At 63.1% G+C, this 18,620-nt stretch carries 15 protein-coding genes and 1 tRNA gene; 6 read left to right on the forward strand and 10 right to left on the reverse strand.

Translation table 11 applies throughout. The features are described from left to right. Positions 1 to 50: 50 nt before the first annotated feature. The gene (locus FG94_RS06770) at positions 51 to 2,030 is read left to right on the forward strand and encodes a monovalent cation:proton antiporter family protein (protein WP_036208797.1); all 1,980 of its coding nucleotides are present in this window, start codon (positions 51 to 53) and stop codon (positions 2,028 to 2,030) included. Between the two features lie 123 nt (positions 2,031 to 2,153). On the opposite strand, the gene FG94_RS06775 is transcribed toward FG94_RS06770, so the two are convergent. From FG94_RS06775 to bla, 3 genes are all read right to left on the reverse strand, one after another. Next, positions 2,154 to 3,272, reverse strand: coding sequence for a diguanylate cyclase (locus FG94_RS06775; protein ID WP_036208800.1), 1,119 nt, complete (start codon positions 3,270 to 3,272; stop codon positions 2,154 to 2,156). Between the two features lie 131 nt (positions 3,273 to 3,403). Beyond that, positions 3,404 to 4,249, reverse strand: coding sequence for an MOSC domain-containing protein (locus FG94_RS06780; protein WP_036208803.1), 846 nt, complete (start codon positions 4,247 to 4,249; stop codon positions 3,404 to 3,406). 57 nt (positions 4,250 to 4,306) lie between these two features. Beyond that, complete coding sequence (gene bla, locus FG94_RS06785; protein WP_036208807.1) at positions 4,307 to 5,209, reverse strand: subclass B3 metallo-beta-lactamase; 903 nt, start codon at positions 5,207 to 5,209, stop codon at positions 4,307 to 4,309. 225 nt (positions 5,210 to 5,434) lie between these two features. On the opposite strand from bla, the gene FG94_RS06790 reads away from it, so the two are divergent. From FG94_RS06790 to FG94_RS25885, 3 genes are all read left to right on the forward strand, one after another. Further along, complete coding sequence (locus FG94_RS06790; protein WP_036208810.1) at positions 5,435 to 6,895, forward strand: oligosaccharide flippase family protein; 1,461 nt, start codon at positions 5,435 to 5,437, stop codon at positions 6,893 to 6,895. Between the two features lie 437 nt (positions 6,896 to 7,332). Then, positions 7,333 to 8,319, forward strand: coding sequence for a glycosyltransferase (locus tag FG94_RS06795; RefSeq protein WP_161783947.1), 987 nt, complete (start codon positions 7,333 to 7,335; stop codon positions 8,317 to 8,319). Continuing rightward, positions 8,316 to 9,557 carry a glycosyltransferase gene (locus tag FG94_RS25885; RefSeq protein WP_051996299.1) on the forward strand — a complete coding sequence of 414 codons (1,242 nt, stop codon included), beginning with the start codon at positions 8,316 to 8,318 and terminating at the stop codon, positions 9,555 to 9,557. The genes FG94_RS06795 and FG94_RS25885 overlap by 4 nt, the downstream gene beginning before the upstream one ends. 89 nt (positions 9,558 to 9,646) lie before the next feature. On the opposite strand, the gene ychF is transcribed toward FG94_RS25885, so the two are convergent. After that, positions 9,647 to 10,738, reverse strand: a complete 1,092-nt coding sequence (gene ychF, locus FG94_RS06805; protein WP_036208816.1) for a redox-regulated ATPase YchF — start codon at positions 10,736 to 10,738, stop codon at positions 9,647 to 9,649. Positions 10,739 to 11,008: 270 nt separating this feature from the next. Here ychF and FG94_RS06810 point away from each other — a divergent pair, with 270 nt between their 5' ends. Beyond that, the gene (locus tag FG94_RS06810; RefSeq protein ID WP_036208821.1) at positions 11,009 to 11,704 is read left to right on the forward strand and encodes a transglycosylase domain-containing protein; all 696 of its coding nucleotides are present in this window, start codon (positions 11,009 to 11,011) and stop codon (positions 11,702 to 11,704) included. Here FG94_RS06810 and FG94_RS06815 read toward each other — a convergent pair. Further along, the gene (locus FG94_RS06815) at positions 11,701 to 12,795 is read right to left on the reverse strand and encodes a patatin-like phospholipase family protein (protein WP_036208824.1); all 1,095 of its coding nucleotides are present in this window, start codon (positions 12,793 to 12,795) and stop codon (positions 11,701 to 11,703) included. The genes FG94_RS06810 and FG94_RS06815 overlap by 4 nt on opposite strands. 97 nt (positions 12,796 to 12,892) lie before the next feature. Here FG94_RS06815 and FG94_RS06820 point away from each other — a divergent pair, with 97 nt between their 5' ends. Further along, positions 12,893 to 14,755: a DUF3857 domain-containing transglutaminase family protein gene (locus tag FG94_RS06820; protein ID WP_036208827.1), complete on the forward strand. Its 1,863-nt coding sequence runs from the start codon at positions 12,893 to 12,895 to the stop codon at positions 14,753 to 14,755. Between the two features lie 7 nt (positions 14,756 to 14,762). On the opposite strand, the gene pth is transcribed toward FG94_RS06820, so the two are convergent. From pth to ispE, 5 genes are all read right to left on the reverse strand, one after another. Next, positions 14,763 to 15,347 carry an aminoacyl-tRNA hydrolase gene (pth, locus tag FG94_RS06825; protein ID WP_027867204.1) on the reverse strand — a complete coding sequence of 195 codons (585 nt, stop codon included), beginning with the start codon at positions 15,345 to 15,347 and terminating at the stop codon, positions 14,763 to 14,765. Positions 15,348 to 15,667: 320 nt separating this feature from the next. Next, on the reverse strand, positions 15,668 to 16,255 hold the full coding sequence (locus tag FG94_RS06830; RefSeq protein WP_027867205.1) for a 50S ribosomal protein L25/general stress protein Ctc: 588 nt from the start codon (positions 16,253 to 16,255) through the stop codon (positions 15,668 to 15,670). A gap of 223 nt (positions 16,256 to 16,478) precedes the next feature. Continuing rightward, entirely contained in the window at positions 16,479 to 17,429 is a 951-nt protein-coding gene (locus FG94_RS06835) for a ribose-phosphate pyrophosphokinase (RefSeq protein ID WP_036208830.1), read from the reverse strand. Between the two features lie 143 nt (positions 17,430 to 17,572). Further along, positions 17,573 to 17,649: transfer RNA gene (locus FG94_RS06840), tRNA-Gln, on the reverse strand. 72 nt (positions 17,650 to 17,721) lie between these two features. Continuing rightward, positions 17,722 to 18,615, reverse strand: coding sequence for a 4-(cytidine 5'-diphospho)-2-C-methyl-D-erythritol kinase (ispE, locus tag FG94_RS06845; protein WP_036208833.1), 894 nt, complete (start codon positions 18,613 to 18,615; stop codon positions 17,722 to 17,724). Positions 18,616 to 18,620 lie beyond the last annotated feature (5 nt).

Here is an 18,620-nt window from a genome sequence, read left to right on the forward strand (position 1 = left end):
GCCAGTCGTAACAAACCACTACAACGATAACGAAAAAACAACCGTGGCAGATGCATTCCGGACTTGAACTGACCCTGCTCCTGCTGGGCTGCGCCGTGCTGGGCGTGGTCGCCTTCCGGATGCTGCACCTGCCGCCGATGCTCGGCTATCTGGCGGTCGGCGTATTGATCGGCCCCCATGCGCTGGCCCTTGCCGAAGACAGTCCCGCCACCCATGCGCTGGCAGAATTCGGCGTCGTCTTCCTGATGTTTTCCATCGGGCTCGAATTTTCGCTTGCCCAGCTCAAGTCGATGCGCCGTATCGTGTTCGGCTTGGGTCTGGCTCAAGTCGTATTGACAATCGTGGCCGCCATGGCTTTCGGTTTGTTCATTTCCTGGTGGGTACCCGCACTGCACGTCAGCTGGCAGGCCGCCTTCGCGCTGGGCGGAGCGCTCGCCATGTCTTCGACCGCGATCGTGGTCAAGATGCTCACCGAACGGCTCGAACTGGAAAGCGAGCACGGCCGTCGCATCATCGGCATCCTGCTGTTCCAGGACCTGGCGGTGGTGCCGCTCCTGATCATGATTCCCTCGCTGGCACGCCCGGCCGAGGAACTGGCGATCACGCTCGGCTGGGCGGCGCTCAAGGCCGCCTTCGTGCTGGCCCTGCTGCTGATCTTCGGCCAGAAGCTGATGCGCAACTGGTTCACCATCGTCGCCAAGCGCCGTTCACAGGAGCTGTTCATGCTCAACCTGCTCCTGGTGACGCTCGGCCTGGCCTGGGTCACCGAGCAGGCCGGCCTGTCGCTGGCGCTGGGCGCCTTCGTCGCCGGCATGCTGATCTCCGAGACCCAGTACAAGCACCAGGTAGAAGAAGACATCAAACCCTTCCGCGACGTGCTGCTCGGGCTGTTCTTCATCACGGTGGGCATGCTGCTCAACCTGCAGCTGGTGCTGCAGCACTGGTGGGTAGTGCTGGCGCTGGTGATCTTCCCGGTGCTGCTCAAGTTCGCCATCATCGCTGCCTTGGCCAAGGCCTTCGGCTCGAGCGACGGCGTGGCGATGCGCACCGGCCTGGCGCTGGCGCAGGCGGGCGAGTTCGGCTTCGTGCTGCTCAACCTGGCGATGGGCTCGAAGCTGGTCGATCCCTTCCTGATCCAGCTGGTGCTGGCCTCGATGGTGCTGTCGATGCTGCTCGCGCCCTTCATCATCGACAACATGGACCGCATCGTCATGAAGCTGGCGGCCAACGAATGGATGATGCAGTCGCTGCAGCTGACCCAGATCGCCAGCCGCACCATGAAGACCCAGAAGCACGTGATCATCGCCGGCTTCGGGCGCAGCGGCCAGAGCCTGGCGACCCTGCTGAGCGAAGAAAAGCTGCCCTGGTACGCCCTCGACCTGGACCCGGAGCGCGTGCAGGAAGCCCAACGCGCCGGCGCCAACGTCTCCTACGGCGACGCGGCGCGCCGCGAAAGCCTGATCGCGGCCGGCATCAACCGCGCCAGCGCGCTGGTGATCACCTTCGCCGATACGAGACTGGCGCTGAAGGTGCTGCACCTGGTGCACGAGCTGGCCCCGAATCTGGCGGTGATCGTGCGCAGCCACGACGACAGCGACCTCGACGTGCTCAAGCGCGCCGGCGCCACCGAGGTGGTGCCGGAAGCACTGGAGAGCTCACTGATGCTGGCCTCGCACGCGCTGGTGACCATGGGCGTGCCGCTGCGCCGCGTGGTGCACCGGGTGCAGGCGGCGCGCGACGAACGCTACGCCTCGCTGCGCGGCTACTTCCACGGCGCGAGCGACGTCTCGGACGACCTGGAGCACAGCTACGTGCGCCTGCATTCGGTGACCCTGCACAGCGGCGCGGCGGCGATCGGGCAGCATCTGCGCGAGCTGGCGCTGGAGGAAGTGGGGGCGGAGGTGACGACGCTGCGCAGGAACGGGCAGAGTTTGCACTTCGATCCGGAGACGACCCTGCTGGCGGGGGATGTGCTGGTGCTGCGGGGTGAAGGAGAGGCAGTCAGCCGTGCCGAGAGCCGCTTACTGTAGGGTGGGCGGGTCTCCCGCCCACGCGGTGATTGTTACCGACTCCGTTGTCGTGCTCGATGATCTCGCATTTAACTATCGCCGCGTGGGCGGGGAACCCGCCCACCCTACGAAAAACGTAATCGGTTACGACAACGACACCACGCGATTGCGCCCGTTGGCCTTCGCCTGATACAAGGCCGTATCCGCCTGCGCCACCAGATCCTGCGCCACACCCTCGATCGCATGATCGCGCTCGAAATCATCCAGCGAGGCCACGCCGATCGACACCGTCACCGGCACCTCCTCGCCCGTGCTCAGGTGCACCGGATTCAGGGCCACGCTGGCGCGGATGCGCTGCGCCACCATGCTGGCGCTTTCCAGGTCCGCGTCGATCAGCAGCACCACGAACTCCTCGCCGCCGAAACGCGCCAGCGCGTCCGAGATGCGCAGTTCGGCCTTGATGCGGTTGGCCACTTCGCGCAGCACCTCGTCGCCGCCCTGGTGCCCCACACTGTCGTTGACCTGCTTGAAGTAATCGATGTCGATGTACATGCAGGAGATGCGGTAGCCCTGGCGGCGCGCCCGCGCGATCTCTTCCACCAGGCGGCGGTCGATGTAGCGGCGGTTGTAGACGCCGGTGAGAGAATCGGTCAGCCCGATAAACTTCAGCATCTCGTTGCTGATGACGTTCTCGAGGCAGATCGCGACGATCGAGCCCATGTGCTCGATGAAGTCGGTGCCGAGGGACGCCGTGAAGCGGTTCGGGTCCGCGCTGCCCAGGTTCAGGCTGCCGATCAGCCGCGTATTGCGCAGCAGCGGCACCAGGGCCACGCTCTGCAGGTTGGTCGGCGGCTGCGGGAACATGGCGCCATGGCGCGAAGGCGCATACGGCCCCAGCACAGGACGCGGGCGGCGCCCTTCCGCCGCCCTGAACCCGAGTTCATCGGCATGCTCGCAGAACAGCAGGTTGGGCAGCTGTTCGTAGTCCACGCCCAGCTTGTGCATGACGGTGTAGATGTCGGCGTCCGGATCGACCAGCGACAGCGTCACGGTATCGAGTTCGGAGATAATCGGCAGCGTGCCGAAGATGGTCGACACCAGTTCCTGGAACGAGCTCGCCCCCACGATCTGCAGGTCGAAAGCCTGGTGCCGGGTCATGATCGAGTGGTTGCGCTCGGCCTGCTCGAGCAGGTACGCCATGCGGGAACGCAGGGTCTCGTTCTCCAGCATCAGTTCTCGCGTCTGCGCATCCGGCTCGTGCATTGAAAATTCCTTTCAGCAATAACCGTAACATTACGCCATCTTTCTTGCCTTGGAAACGAAAAATCGCCCGGGTGGGCGATTTAACGACACTGCAACACCTATGCTTTCCGCATGCGGGCGGCCGCGCGGGTTCAGAACGCGATGGTGGTATCGAGCTGCTGGCCGACGCGTAAGGACGCGTCCTCGCCTCTCGTGACGATGCAATTCATGCCCATGCAGACCGCGCCTTCCATGCGCGGGTTGGCGCGGTAGCTTTGCAGGATGTCGAGCGGGTCGGGGCCGGGAATGCCGGTGGCCTGGTCGATCGCCGGGATCGGGCAGCGTGCGCAGGGTTTCACCGGGCGGATCGTCAGGGCATCAAGCGCGAAGGATTCCACGTAGTCCTCCTCGAAGGCCTCGATGCCGTCGACCACCAGGTTGGGGCGGAAGCGGTTCATCGGCAGCGGCGTGCGGCCGGCAGCTTGCAACCTGGCGTTGAGGTCGTCGAGCGAGGCCTGGCCGATGACCAGGATCGGATAGCCGTCGGCGAAGCGGGTTTCGGCGGGCACGCCGCCGGTCCACTTGGTGCTGGTGGGACGCTGCACGTCCGGGCGGAAGCGCACCAGGCGGCAAGGCCCCTGGATGGCATCGGCGAACCAGCCGGCGGCGGCATCGCCGCAGTCGGCGGCTTCCACGCTGTGGTCCCAGATCTGGACGGTGATTTTCGCTGCCGCGGGGTCGTGCGCCAGCGGCAGGCGCAGCGGCGGCATGCCGGGTGCAGTCACCTCGACGGCATCGCCGTCGATACGCGGGGTGAGGAGCGCCATGCGCGGGTATTCGCGCTGGGTCAAGAACTGGCCCTCGCGGGTGACCAGCATCCACTCGCGGTCGTGCACGCCCTGCGCGACCAGGCCCGAGACGAGGAACTGCGCCTCCTCTACCTGGATGCCGGCGCAGGACTTGATCGGGTAGATGAGGAGTTCGGTAACGATGGCCATGCTGTCGGAGCTCGCGAGTGAAGGCCGACAGTATGGCAGCAAACCAGAGCCTTGTCCTCAGCCCTTGGTGGCCTTGGCCTTTTCGATGCGCTCGCGCTGCAGGCGCGCCTCGAAGCTCTTGGCGGCGCCGGCGGCCAGCTTGCGGCAGCCTTCCGGATCGATGAAGGGGTTCGTGTCCGCAGTCTTGCGCTTGGCCTTGTCGAAAGCATCGCTGAAGCCTGGATGGGCAGCGATCACGATGTCGCACTTCAGCTTGGCGACCTTGTCGATCGTCTGGCGGAAACTGGCCGAGCGGTCCGGGTAGCCGGCGCCGCCGGTGTAGTAGAAGCCATCGGTGGACACCGCGGTCAGGCTGTCGGCGTAGACCATGTCCAGGCACTTGCCCTGCTCGCAGGACTGCCAGCTCCAGGTGGTGCCGCCGGGCGTGTGGCCGGGCGTGTAGTGGACGGTGAAACGCAGCGGGCCTACCGAGAGGGTTTCGCCGTCCGCGACTTCCTTTACCTGCGCGATCTTCGGAATGTAGGCGCGTTCTTTCGGGTCGTACTGCGGGTCGTCGGTCCCGGGCGTGCCGTCGCGCAGTACCTGGGCGCCGTGCGGGCTGTGGGCGACCGTGGCGCCGCTGGCCTTCTGCAGCGCGGCGATGCCGCCGGCGTGGTCGAAGTGGGCGTGCGAGTTCAGGATCAGCTTGACGTCCTTCATCTTGAAGCCGAGGGACTCGATGTTCTTCTGGATCAGCGGAGCGGATTGGGGCAGTGCGCCGTCGAGCAGCACGTGGCCTTGCGGGCTGGTGACCAGGAGGGCGGACAGGCCGGCAGTGCCGACGTAGTACGTGTTGCCGTGGATGTTGAAGGGCTTGGCGGGCTGGTTCCACTCGGCGCAGGAACCGCAGTTGATTGCGTCCTGCGCCAGCGCGCCGTTTGCGGCCAGCAGGAGGGCGGTAATGACGAGGCTTGTTTTCATGATTCGCTCACTGATCGAGTGTGTTGGAATTGCTTGCTCGGCATTAGTTGAACACGGAAGCCTTGGTCGGAAAACTGTTGTGGGACGAATTGCTGTCCTTGTGGGACGAAAGCCGTCCTGGAGGCAACTCTCGCCTCACGCATGGGTCGGTAGTTCGAGATTCTTTCCATCCACTCAACACCGGGCATAATGAACTATTGAGCATTGGAAAAGTTTGGCTCCCCTATGGCTGACATTCGGCGTTCCCTCTTCATTAATTTCTTTGCCTCAAGCGGCGGCACGATGGTGAATTTCGCCGTCAACTTATTCCTGGCACGTCTGCTGAGCCCCGCTGAAATTGGCGTGTATTCCATGACGATCGTGTTCGTCAATATCGCTCACATCTTCCAGGATTTTGGCGTGGCGAGCTATCTTCAGAGGGAACAGGAACTGACGCAAGAAAAATTGCGTGCTGCTAAGGGAGTGTTTTTTACAAGCTCATGGTTGATTGCTGCGGCCATGTATAGCGGCGGTGACTGGTTCGGCAGGTGGTTCAACGAACCCCAGATGACGCCAGTGATGAAGGTGCTGGCAATTGGCTTTGCGCTTCTCCCCTTTGCATCCATTAGCAGTGCGCTACTCACCAGGGAATTCGCCGCCGGCAAACAGGCGTGGGTAAGCGCGGTCAGCACGGTGGCGTCATCGCTTACCTGCATCAGCCTTGCCATCATGGGTTTTGGCACGATGAGCATGGCCTGGGCCTATCTTGCGAATATCATCGCCTGCTGTCTTGCTCTTATTCCCTTCAGACCCAAATATCTTCCGTGGCTGCCATCCCTGCGCCATTGGCGCGATGTCGTGCACTTTGGGATGAGCTCCCTGCTCACGAATTGCCTGGGGGCGGTCAATAATTCGATTCCCGATATCCTGCTGGGAAAACTCGGAAATGCCACCCAGGTCGGTCTTTTCAGTCGCGCCAACTCGACCGTTACAATCTTTTTCCATATCGCCGGCAGCACGGCAAACTACGGGTCAGTGTCTTACATTTCCCAAGCTCACCATCGCGGCGAACCCGTTGGTGCGTTAGTCAACAAGGCAACCGCACTATTAACCGGTATTGCGTGGACAGCACTGGCATTGACGTATGTTTTCTCTACGGAGATCATCCTCGTGCTGTATGGCGAGAAATGGCTGCCTTCAATACCGGCAATGGATGGATTGCTTGTCGCCTGCGCCGTGGGAACCATGTTCAATTACTATCCCGCCGCCATGGCCGCGATAGGCAAACCATATCTGGCAGCGCTTCCTTCCGCAATCACCCTTCTTTCGCGCATTGCCTTTGCATTTGCCCTGTTTGACGGCAGTATTTGGAGCTTCTCCTGGGTGATCTGTGCCGCAACCCTGGTCGCGACGCCAGTGTTGATTGTCCAGCAGCGCATCTATTTTCATTGCGGCTTCACTGCCGTACTGGCTGCTTTATGGCCTAGTACTGCTGTGGCGATTATCTGTCTGATCGGGGCAGCTTTGCTGAAAATGGCCCTGCCAGCGTCGCTTGCTCCCATTTTCGTTCTCCTCGTCTCAGCCCTGCCGCTGGCCTGTCTGTGGTATCTCTCGCTGCGGATGACGGGTCATCCATTGACGGATGAGATCCACAAAGTGGCGTCCGGTTTGCGAATGCGTGCTGAGCAAAGATGGAAAACAAACTGATCGCAAAAATATTCCTGGCTATTCAGTCCAGCTCAGGATGCTATGATCTGATAGTCACTTCTGATGAATGACGAAGGCTTTGTTGTGCTCGATATAACACTATGATATTCGCATAACCCTTCCCTGTTGGTTATTCCCTTCTCTACCAAGCCGCACTGCGAGAAATAATGGCCGGAATGCCAGACTTTGAAAATCAACTTTCCCGATACGTGTTTGTGGTGTTTGCAGACGATTGGGGCCGACACCCGTCAAGCTGCCAACATTTATTCCGCAGGATTATGCCCAAGGCCCAAGTCATTTTGGTAAATACGATTGGACTGCGAACGCCTCGCATTAACCTGTATGACTTCGAGAGATCCGTACAGGTACTCCGCTCGTGGGTTCGACTTAAAGCCAGATTCAATGCAAGGTCCGGGGTAGATCCAGCAAGGCGCTCCATGAACGCACTTTCTGCGCCTCCTGGCGAGGAAGCCGTTTTGCCCTATATTCTCAGTCCGGTCATGTGGCCCTCTTTCCAGGGCCCCACGTTCTCGGCACTCAATCACCGCCTCCTTGCGCGCGCGGTGCGCAAGACCCTCCGGCATGTAGCTCCCGACAAACATCCAATCCTGGTGAGTACAACGCCCACGGTATCCGGCCTCTTTCGCGATCAAACCTTCCGGCGCAAGGTCTATTACTGTGTGGACGATTTCACTGAGTGGCACGGCATCAACGGCCGAGCCATGCATCGCCTGGAGCAGGAAACACTGGGTGCCTGCGATCTCATGATCGCCACCTCGACTTCCATTCTCGAATCACGTTCGGCGTTCGTGAGCGCCTCCGCCTTGCTTACCCATGGCGTGGACCTGCCGCATTTCTCTCGGGCTACTCCCGACCCCGCCAGTCCCCTTGCCGCCCTGCCCCACCCTATCGTCGGGATGTTCGGCCTCTTCGACCGGCGCGTCGACGGCGAGGCGCTCAAGGCCGCAGCCCTTCTGTCACCGCAGGCGAGCTTCGTCGTCATCGGCCCCGTCGTGGACCGGGATCCGGACGAATTCCGCGATGTGCCCAATCTCCGCTTCCTGGGCCCAGTAGCTTATTCCGACTTGCCTGGGCACGTTTGTCACTTCGACCTCTGCATCCTTCCTTATGTGGTCGATGACTCCGCCCGCAGCATCAATCCTCTCAAGCTCAAGGAATACCTTGCCACGGGCAAACCCGTCATCGCATCGCCCCTTCCCGAGGTGGTCAGGCTCGCCGAATACCTGACCCTGGCTGACTCGGAAGCCTTCCCCAGGACGGTGGCATCGGCCCTTACGACGATCGCATCGCGTGCTTCCGCGAAGCGCAAGCACGTGCACGTTGGCCTCGATAACTTCCTCCAGGGTGAGAGCTGGGATGCGAAGGCCAAACGCTTCCTGTCCGACGTCATGGAGGGTCTATGACCGACCGTGTGCGTGTTCTCTGTATCTCCACGATGTTTCCCAATCCGCGTATGCCGGTGCATGCCCAGTTCGTGAAACAACGACTGGACGCGCTGTCCAGAAAGCTCGACCTGATTGTGGTCTCCCCCATACCCTGGTTCCCTGGCGAGCAGTACTTCCCGCGTTATGCCAACAGGAGCCGGATTCCGTCACAGACAAGCGCAAACGCGTATCCGACCTATTTTCCGAAGTTCTTTTCCATCCCGGCGGTACTTAAGCCTCTCGACGGAATATTCCTCGCTTTTGCGCTCTGGAGCTTCGTCAGGTCGCATGGCCTCAAAGGGAAAATCGATATACTCGATTGCCATTTAGCCTTTCCGGAAGGGTTTGCAGGCGCCTTGTTGTCCCGCGTTCTTGGCAAGCCCTATGTCGTCACCTTGCGCGGCCACGATGTCAACGATCTTCCACGGTTTCCGGTGCGGATTCGCCAGGTGCTGTTTGCCCTCCGTAATAGTGCGCGCTATTTCGGCGTCGCCCGGGCTTTGGTGGACGGCGCCGTGCGCCTAGGCGCGCCTTTGGAAAAGGGCTATGCCTCCACCAACGGCGTGGACGCGGCGCGCTTTCGCCCGACCGCGAAGGAGGAGGCGCGCGGCGCGCTCGGTTTGGACCATACCAAGCGCTATATGCTGTCGGTTTCCCATCTGGTTCCACGCAAAGGGGTCGATATCCTGCTGCGATCCCTGGCCCTGCTGCGGGCCGAGTCCCACACCGATCTACGCCTGATCATCGTGGGGAAAGGGGGTGAGGAAGGCGACTGCGAGAGCAGGCTTCGCGCCTTGGCAACCGAACTCGGGATAGCCGGCGAGGTCGTGTGGGCCGGGGCGGTGCTGAACACCGACTTGCATGCCTGGTACTCCGCCGCCGACGTTTTCTGCCTCGCCAGCGAGAAGGAAGGCTGGCCCAACGTCATTCTTGAGGCAATGGCTTGCTCCACGCCAGTGGTCGCGCATCGTACCTGGGGCGTCCCGGAGATTATTACCGGGCCGGACTTGGGAATCCTGGTGGAAACCAGGGAGGCTAGGCCGTTCGCTGACGCTATCAGTCTCGCCCTGGAGAAAACATGGGACCCGGCGCGGCTGCGAAGCTATGCACTGGAGAACACCTGGGACAACGTGGCGGAGGAACTCATGCAGCACTTCCAGGCCATCGTGAAGTCCGGCCAGCCTGTATTGGCTCGAACCGTCTCCGGTGAACCGTAGAGAGCGACAGCCCCATGGAAAAACCCCGGTTCTGGAGAGAAACCGGGGCTTTGATTGTCACTGGAATCCTGGAGATTCCGATCGCATGCTCAGACGTTGAACAGGAAGTTCAACACATCCCCATCCTTGACGATGTATTCCTTGCCTTCCGCCCGCATCTTGCCCGCTTCCTTGGCGCCCGCCTCACCCTTGTAGGTAATGTAGTCATCGTAGGAAATGGTCTGGGCACGGATGAAGCCGCGCTCGAAGTCGGTGTGGATCACGCCCGCCGCTTGCGGCGCGGTAGCGCCGACCTTCACGGTCCAGGCGCGCACTTCCTTCACGCCGGCGGTGAAATAGGTCTGCAGGCCCAGCAGCTTGTAGGCGGCGCGGATCAGACGGTCCAGGCCCGGCTCTTCCATGCCCATGTCGGCCAGGAAGTCCTTCTTGTCGGCGTCGTCCATCTCGGCAATTTCCGATTCGATTGCGGCGGAGATGGCCACGATCGGCGCATTCTGCTTCTTCGCGAACTCGGTCAGCTTGTCCAGCAGCGGGTTGTCGGTGAAACCGGTGTCCGAGACGTTGGCGACATACATCGCGGGCTTGGCGGTGATCAGGTGCAGTTCGCGGATCAGGGCCATCTCGTCGGCGTCCAGGCCCAGGGTGCGGACCGGCTGGCCTTCGTTCAGGTGCGGCAGCATGCGTTCGCAGATTGCCACCAGCTTGGCGGCATCCTTGTCGCCCGAGCGCGCCTTCTTGTTCTCGCGGTGGATCGCCTTCTCGACGGCGCCCAGGTCGGCCAGCGCCAGCTCGGTCTGGATGACTTCGATGTCGTCGATCGGGCTGACTTTGCCCGCTACGTGGACCACGTTGTCGTCTTCGAAGCAGCGCACCACGTTGATGATGGCGTCGGTCTCGCGGATGTGCGCCAGGAACTGGTTGCCCAGGCCTTCACCCTTCGACGCACCGGCGACCAGGCCTGCGATGTCGACGAATTCGACGATGGCCGGCACAACGCGTTCCGGCTTGACGATGTCAGCCAGCGCCTGCATGCGCGGATCCGGCACCTCGACCACGCCGACGTTCGGCTCGATGGTGCAGAACGGGTAGTTTTCAGCCGGGATGCCGGCCTTGGTCAGGGCGTTGAACAGGGTGGACTTGCCGACGTTCGGCAGGCCGACGATGCCGCATTGGAGGCTCATGGGAACTCTTTCTATTCGGTGAACGCGGAGCGCGAATGCTGCCTGCTCCAAAACCCCACATTGTAACCTCGGACGGGCCGGGTTGCCGAAAAAAACGGCGTGCGCCGCTCGTGCTGTTGTGTCCGATTACAGAGTGGATAGGTGTAAAAGCGCGTATTTTTGCCGGGTTTATTGCTGATAAGATCAAAAATCCACCATTTCCTGGAATGCCATGCCACACCACGCGCTGCCACGCGCCATCGATACCCTGCCCGCATCGGGAGTGCTGCCATGAGCCGCGCGCGCAAGGCCTGGTGGCGCCTGCCCATGCTGCTGGCGCTGCTCCTGCTGGCCTACCTGGCGGTGGCCGCCGTTTGGGCATGGAGCGCCTTCGACGACGCGCGCCGCCTGGTCCCGCTGACGCACGAAGTTGAACTGTCCAACCGCCAGGCCGCGGTCCTGCTGCGCGTCGAAGACCCGGATTTCTACGGACATCATGGATTGAGCCTCGGCCAGGGCCAGGGCATGGCCACCATTTCATCGGCGCTCGCGCGTGAACTATTCCTCGGCAAGGACCGGCTCGACGGTGTGCCCGGCATGATGCAGACGTTTTATCGTGGCGTGTTCGACTGCTGCAAGCGCATCGACCTGGGCCGCGACATGATGGCGCTGGTGCTGGACGCCAGGATGTCCAAGCGCGAACAGCTGCAGCGCTATAGCGCCACCGTCTACATGGGCACGCATGAAGGGCAGCAGCTCAAGGGGCTGGCGCAGGCCGCGCGCAGCTACCTGGGCAAGCCGCTCGAGGCGACGACGGACGAGGAATTCATCCGGCTGGTAGCGATGATCAAGGCGCCCAACCACTACCACCCCTCGCGCAACGCAGCGGCGCTGGACGAGCGCGCAGGGCGCATCCAGGCGCTGCTGCTCGGCAGCTGCGCGCCCGACGGATGGTTCGATACCGATTACGAGGGCTGCGCGTCCTAGATCGGCTTGATCAGCGACAGGTCAGGCTTGGCCACGAACGCGGCCAGCTCGTCACGCAGGCGCTGCCCTTCCCCCATCGCACGCGTCCAGTTGCGGATGCGCTCGTCATGGTCGAGGCCATAGAACTTGAAGTCCGCCCGGTCCGGCAGCTTGGCGCGCGGCAGGGTGCGCAGGAATTCGCTTGACGGCGAAACGATCAGCACGTTGTCGAGCCAATGGCGGTGCGCCCGCCCCGCGCGGCGCCACGGGAAGCCCTTGTCGAGCCAGCCCGGCACGATGTGCTGGGTGAAGTGCGGGTACAGCACCAGGTCGCCCTTCCCCTCCCCCGCCACCTTCGCATAGGGCAAGGCCAGGTGATAGTCGATGATGCCGCCGTCCCAGTAGCAGCCCGGCGGCAGGTCGGCGATGCCGGTGACCGGCTTCATGATGAGCGGCAGCGTACCGGACGCCAGCAGGCTGGCCGCCAGGTTCTGGCGCGTCAGCGACGAAAAATGGGTAGTAAAGGCGTCGAAGCGCTCGCGCAGCCACGGCGCCTGGGCGCGCGCGTCGCCGATCACCACACGCTCCATCATGCGGCCCAGCCAGGCGCGCGAGCAGGCGTTGTGCAGCGCCGCCGTGGCGAAGCCGCGTAGCTCGGCGCGCGAGTGCTGCGGCGCCGCTAGCCCGCCCTTGCCGCGCACCGCCAGCAGGTGCAGGCGGTGGTGCGGATGGCTGACGATGTCGTCCTCGTGGCCGCGCACGAATTCGCCCAGCAGGCCTTGCACCACCTCGTCGATCTGCTGCTGGGTCGGCTTCTTGCTGGTGTAGCGCTGGCCGGCGTACAGTTCGCCCAGGCGCGCGAAGGCCTTGACGGGATCGCGCTGGCAGGCGGCGGCCATGCGCCAGGCGCCGATCGAGGAACCGATGAGCACGCGCTCGCGCGGCGCGCCAGGGAGCCATTCGCCGAACATCCACTGGTCGAGCGCCTGGAAGATCAATCCCTTGGGGCCGCCGGCCGCGGCCGGCACGATGGCAATGTCCTGCGCGCGCAAGCCCTGCGCGCCGATCTGGGCCAGGGCCACCGGCCCGGCATGGAATGTAAGTGCCTTCATGGGGCGAAATTATGGCAGGAAGAACGTCGTTGCGCAGGCTCAAGGGTGGCATGGAGGCGCTGCGTAACATGGGTCTTTCGCTTTCGCGGAGCCCGTCATGCCCTTTCGACTTGCCTTGTTCCTGATGCTGCTGTTCTCCTGCGGCCGGCTGGCGGCAGCCGACAGCGGAACGGACCGTTCGGTCGTCATCGAGCGGCATCACCAGCACTTCACGGTGGATGCCGACGGCGCCTACACCCTCGATGTCGAGCTGGTGAAAACCATCGCCACGCCCTCCGCCGTCGAGCGGCATGCCGAGCAGTTCATCAGCTTCAATGGCTCGCTCGACAAGGTGGAATCCATCGAAGCCTGGACTACCAAGCCCGACGGACGCCGCGTGAAGCTTGAACCGCAACAGATCCGCGACCAGCACGAAGCGGCCTCGCTCGAGGCGCCCATGTTCCAGGACACGCGCCTGAAAGTCCTCATCTTCCCCGGCGTGCAGGCCGGCGACACGCTCACCCTGCGCTATTCTCTCCGGCGTCATACGCCCCTGTTTCCCGGCCAGTTCGAAGATTTCACCGTGGCCGGCCCCTACCGCCACAAGGACTTCCGGCTCACTTACGATCTGCCGGCCTCGATGACACTGCAGGCGGACGCCGTCGGCTTCGTGCCGGTGGCCACCAGCAGCGCGCCGGGCCGCCGCCGCCATGCCTTTCGCTATGTGGACGGCGACAACGCACGCATCGAGCAGGGCTCGGTGAGCTACCTCGACCATGGCCGGCGGCTGGCGGTCTCCACCTTCCCCGACTACCCGGCCTTCGCGCAGGCCTATCATGCGCGTGCCAGCGCGGCAGCCAGGCCGGACGCTGCCATCGCGGCGCTGGCAAGCCAGCTCACGCAAGGACTGGACGACGTGCAGGCGCGCGCAATCGCGCTGTCGGACTGGGTCCGGCGAAACATCCGCTACGTCGCGGTTTACCTGGGGCCGGGCGGCGTGGTGCCGCACCCGGCTTCGTCGGTGCTGGCGAACCGCTATGGCGACTGCAAGGACCACGCGGTGCTGCTGCAGGCCCTGCTGGCCGCCGCCGGCATCCCCTCCAGCGCCGCGCTGGTCAACGGCGACGATGCCTATCGCCTGCCCGCGGTGCCGACGCTGGGCGTGCTGAACCACGTGATCGTCTACGTGCCAGAATTGCAGCTCTTCCTGGATCCGACCGCCGGCACGGTCGCGGGCGGCTTCCTGCCCCCAAGCCTGCTCGGCAAACCGGTGCTGCTGGCGGAGTCCGGCGGGTTTGCGGTCACGCCCATCTACCAGCCGGCACGCAGCCGCACCCTGACGCGTTTCGATATCGCGCGCGACGGCAGTAGCCGCTTCCATGTCCGGCGCACCAGCGGCGGCGCCATCGCCGAACCCTACCGCCAGGCCGTGCACGGCACGCCCCAGTCCGAGCGCGAGCGTTTTGTCAGGCGCATGCTGGCAGGGCTTGGGCAGACGGGCGACGGCCTGTTCGAGCCGGGCGAGACCGACAGCGCCGGCAAAGGATCGCCCCGGGACGACTACACGCTGGGTTTCTCGGGCGCGACAGACGGTTTCGTCCGACTACCGGGTCCGGCCGCACTGGCCACCACCTACAATTTTTGGGGCGGACTGGGCGACGCGGTATTCGAGCTGGGACGCGAGCCGGAACGGCGCCAGGAATTCGTCTGCCCCGCCATCGATGCCGAGGACGAGCTGCGCTATGCGCTGCCGCCGCGCACCCGCGTGCTGGCGCTGCCCAAAGGGGTGACGGTGGATGACGGCAGGTTCTTCTACCGCTCGCAGTATGCGCGGCAGGGAAATGAGGTGGTGGTGAAGCGCCGCCTGCAGTTCCGGCATATGGCGGCTACCTGTACGCCGGAAGACTACCGGAGCATGCGGCCCGCGCTCGAGCGCATGATGGGCGACCTGCGTGGACAGGTCGTGGTGCAGGGACGCTAGCGCGGGTTCAGGCGGTATGCAACTGCATCATCGCCACGTCCATCTTGCCTTCGCAGCACAGCGGAATGATGCGCAGGGCCTTGTCGATCGATTCCTCGATCAGCGTCTGCTCTTCGCGGCGCGGGCGGTGCAGCACGAAGTCGGCCACGCCCTGTTGGAGGTTGAGGCTGCGCGGATGGCCGATGCCGAGGCGCAGGCGCCAGTATTCCTGGGTGCCGAGCGCGGACGTGATGTCCTTCAGGCCGTTGTGCCCGCCCGAGGAGCCACCCTTCTTGAGCTTGGCGACGCCCGGCAGCATGTCGAGTTCGTCGTGCACGACCAGCACCTCGTCCGGATTGATTTTATAAAAGCGCGCCAGCGCGCCGACCGACTGGCCGGAACGGTTCATGTAGGTCAGCGGTTCCAGCAGCCAGACTTCGTTGCCCGCGATCCGGGTCTTCGCCACCATCGCATTGAAGCGCGATTCGCGCTGCAGGCGGCAGCCCGGCAGCGAATTGGCGAGATTGTCGACCAGCCAGAAGCCGGCGTTGTGGCGGGTTTGTTCGTACTCCGGGCCCGGGTTGCCGAGGCCGACGATCAGACGGATGGACATGCGCTGTCTACTTTGATTCTGGGAAAAACAGGATTATCGCTGAAAAACGTAGGGTGGGCGGCTCCATCTGGCGATGTGATCCGCCCGTACGCCAATGCCGCCCACGCGTCCAAATCACGGTGCTGCTGCCTGCGCGTCTGCTCACCCGCTTGTTGAACGCGTGGGCGGCACTGACGTCACGGCTGATCCCGACATCCGGGTGGAGCCGCCCACCCTACGAGTTGCAGGGCGCCAGGATGGAAAACAAAAAACCCGCCGGGCTAAGCCACGGCGGGTTTTCGATTCCAGCAAGCCGCCGAAGCGGCCGGCAAAGAAAGATATTACTCAGCAGCGGCTTCAGCCGAAGCAGCGCCACGCGGGATCGAGGTGGTCACCAGGGTCAGGTTCTGGCCGTGGGTCAGCGCAGTCACGCCTTCCGGCAGGGTCAGGTCGTTCACGTGGATCGACTGGCCGGCTTCCAGCTTGCTCAGGTCGACTTCGATGAACTCCGGCAGTTTGCCCGGCAGGCAAGCCACTTCCAGTTCGTTGGCGACGTGCGAGATGACAGCGCTGCTCAGCTTGACGGCTGGCGAGATCTCGGCGTTGACGAAGTGCAGGGTGACCTTGGTGTGGATCGGCTTCGATGCGTCGACGCGCTGGAAGTCAGCGTGCAGGACCAGTTGCTTGTATGCGTGCATCTGGAAGTCGCGCAGCAGGACTTGCTGGGTCTTGCCTTCGATTTCGAGGTCCAGGACCGAACCGTGGAAAGCTTCTTTCTTGAGCGCGTGGAACAGCGCGTTGCCATCCAGAGCGATCAGTTGCGGGGCGTCGGCGCCACCGTAGATGATGCCCGGGGTCTGGCCAGCGTTGCGCAGGCGGCGGCTCGCTCCGGTCCCCTGCTGAGTGCGGTTGAATGCGACTACTTTCATGTGAAACTCCAAAATGAACGGGTCCGAATGCCAGGAACGCCTGGCCCGGTAACCCAGTGGTGACTCCCCCGCGACCAGGGGAGTCGTGAACAAGCGCCATGCTGCGCGCTCAAGATACTTGTGGGCGGACGCCATGCGGCGTCCAAACGACCAAACCCAAGATGTTACAACGGCGCGCCGGCTATGTCAGCCAGGCGCGCCGTCAAAAACGACGATGTGTTGCTTATTCCGCGAACAGCGAGATGACCGAGTCACCCTTCACGATGCGCTTGAAGGTTTCGGCCAGCAGCGGTGCGCTGGTCAGCTGGCGGATCTTGGTGCAGGCGGCGCCGGCCGGGCTCAGCGGGATGGTGTCGGTGACGACCAGCTCGTCGAGCGGGGAATTCTGGATGCGGTCGATTGCCGGACCCGACAGGACCGGGTGGGTGCAGTAAGCGACGACTTTCTTGGCGCCGCGCTCTTTCAGCACTTCGGCGGCCTTGCACAGGGTGCCGGCGGTGTCGACCATGTCGTCCATGATCACGCAGTTGCGGCCTTCGACTTCACCGATGATGTTCATGACTTCCGACACGTTCGCCTTCGGGCGGCGCTTGTCGATGATCGCCAGGTCGCAGCCGAGGCGCTTGGCCAGCGCACGGGCGCGCACCACGCCGCCGACGTCCGGCGACACGACCAGCAGGTCGTCGTAGTTACGCTTCTGCAGGTCGCCCAGCAGGATCGGCGATGCGTAGATGTTGTCGACCGGGATGTCGAAGAAGCCCTGGATCTGGTCGGCGTGCAGGTCCATGATCAGGACGCGCTCGACGCCGGCTTCTTCCAGCATGTTGGCGACCACCTTGGCCGAGATCGCGACGCGCGCCGAGCGCGGGCGGCGGTCCTGGCGGGCGTAGCCGAAGTAAGGGATGGCGGCGGTGATGCGGCCTGCCGAAGCGCGCTTGAGCGCGTCAACCATCAGGATGATTTCCATCAGGTTGTCGTTGGTCGGTGCGCAGGTCGATTGCAGGACGAAGACATCCTTGCCACGCACGTTCTCGTTGATCTCGACCATGACTTCGCCGTCCGAGAATTTCGAGACGACTGCTTTACCGAGAGGAATGCCGAGATTCTTGGCGACCCCCTCTGCTAGTGCCGGATTAGCGTTGCCGGTAAAAACCATCAGGTTTTCGTAAGCCATGGAGGGAGTCCCAAGAAATGCGTTGTTGAATCTGGAAAAACAATCAGCCGGTCGAGCCGGCTGATTAGCTTATGGATGCAGGCCGAACGCTGCACCGCTGCTTATCCCGCTGGAGGATCATGCCTCGACAGCCTGGAAAACTTTGGCAGGGGAACAAGGATTCGAACCTTGGAATGCCGGAATCAAAATCCGGTGCCTTAACCAACTTGGCGATTCCCCTACACGACTGAACTGCTTGCCGTTACATTCTACGTATTTTAACGTCTAACGTCGCGACAGGCAAAATTTTATTCTACAACTCGTTGATTTGCAAGAGCGATTTCATCGGGTGGCTCGCCAGCGAATGCGCTTTCCAGGCTTTCCACCGCTCCGGCACCTGTGCCAGAACCTGGTCCGCTTCGCGCTCGCCGGAGAAGGCACAGAACACACATGCCCCAGAGCCAGTCATCCTGGCATCGCCGTAGCCGCTCAACCATCTCACCGCCTCTGCTACCGGCGGGAACAGGCGCTCAGCCACGTCCTGCAAATCATTTCTCCCGAAGCCAATCTGCTTGCCTGAAACAGCGAGGCTGCTGGAAAAGTCCGCTATTGTAACGGGCTTCGTATCCCTCGTCAAATCGTGCGCGGAAAAAATTGCTGGGGTCGGCACCGCGACGCCCGGCTCCAGCACCACGTACCAGCAATCCGGGCCCGGCACGGCCTGCAGGGCTTCGCCCACGCCTTCGGCAAACGCGGTCTCGCCGAACAGGAAGAACGGAATGTCGGCGCCGAGCGGCAGACCCAGGTCCATCAGTTCCTGTTGCGTCAATCCGGCCTGCCACAGGTGGTTGGCCGCCATCAGCGCGGTGGCCGCGTCCGACGAGCCGCCGCCCAGCCCGCCGCCCATCGGCAGGATCTTCTCGATGGCGACATCGATGCCCGGCGGCAGGCGGCCGTGGCGGCGTTGGTACTCCGCCTGCAGCAGGCGCAGCGCGCGCACGATCAGGTCCTGCTCCTGCGGCACGCCCGGCACCTCGTTGGTGCGCACGATGAGTTCGTCCTCGCGCAGGTCGAAATGCAGGGTGTCGCCGTGGTCGATCAGCTGGAACACGCTTTGCAGCAGGTGGTAGCCGTCGGCGCGGCGGCCGGTCACGTGCAGGAACAGATTCAGTTTGGCCGGAGCCGGGCAATGGTGAAGCGAACGCATTGATG

This window comes from Massilia sp. LC238 (assembly GCF_000735635.1).
In the GTDB taxonomy this organism is placed as follows: domain Bacteria; phylum Pseudomonadota; class Gammaproteobacteria; order Burkholderiales; family Burkholderiaceae_D; genus Telluria; species Telluria varians.

Coding starts and splice junctions, on each gene's coding strand:
- FG94_RS06830 (WP_027867205.1), bottom strand. CDS start 16,255: ATGAAAGTAGTCGCATTCAACCGCACTCAGCAGGGGACCGGAGCGAGC.
- FG94_RS06790 (WP_036208810.1), top strand. CDS start 5,435: ATGGCTGACATTCGGCGTTCCCTCTTCATTAATTTCTTTGCCTCAAGC.
- FG94_RS06780 (WP_036208803.1), bottom strand. CDS start 4,249: ATGGCCATCGTTACCGAACTCCTCATCTACCCGATCAAGTCCTGCGCC.
- FG94_RS06775 (WP_036208800.1), bottom strand. CDS start 3,272: ATGCACGAGCCGGATGCGCAGACGCGAGAACTGATGCTGGAGAACGAG.
- ychF (WP_036208816.1), bottom strand. CDS start 10,738: ATGAGCCTCCAATGCGGCATCGTCGGCCTGCCGAACGTCGGCAAGTCC.
- FG94_RS06835 (WP_036208830.1), bottom strand. CDS start 17,429: ATGGCTTACGAAAACCTGATGGTTTTTACCGGCAACGCTAATCCGGCA.
- FG94_RS06815 (WP_036208824.1), bottom strand. CDS start 12,795: ATGAAGGCACTTACATTCCATGCCGGGCCGGTGGCCCTGGCCCAGATC.
- FG94_RS06820 (WP_036208827.1), top strand. CDS start 12,893: ATGCCCTTTCGACTTGCCTTGTTCCTGATGCTGCTGTTCTCCTGCGGC.
- FG94_RS06795 (WP_161783947.1), top strand. CDS start 7,333: ATGAACGCACTTTCTGCGCCTCCTGGCGAGGAAGCCGTTTTGCCCTAT.
- FG94_RS06770 (WP_036208797.1), top strand. CDS start 51: ATGCATTCCGGACTTGAACTGACCCTGCTCCTGCTGGGCTGCGCCGTG.
- pth (WP_027867204.1), bottom strand. CDS start 15,347: ATGTCCATCCGTCTGATCGTCGGCCTCGGCAACCCGGGCCCGGAGTAC.
- ispE (WP_036208833.1), bottom strand. CDS start 18,615: ATGCGTTCGCTTCACCATTGCCCGGCTCCGGCCAAACTGAATCTGTTC.
- FG94_RS25885 (WP_051996299.1), top strand. CDS start 8,316: ATGACCGACCGTGTGCGTGTTCTCTGTATCTCCACGATGTTTCCCAAT.
- bla (WP_036208807.1), bottom strand. CDS start 5,209: ATGAAAACAAGCCTCGTCATTACCGCCCTCCTGCTGGCCGCAAACGGC.
- FG94_RS06810 (WP_036208821.1), top strand. CDS start 11,009: ATGAGCCGCGCGCGCAAGGCCTGGTGGCGCCTGCCCATGCTGCTGGCG.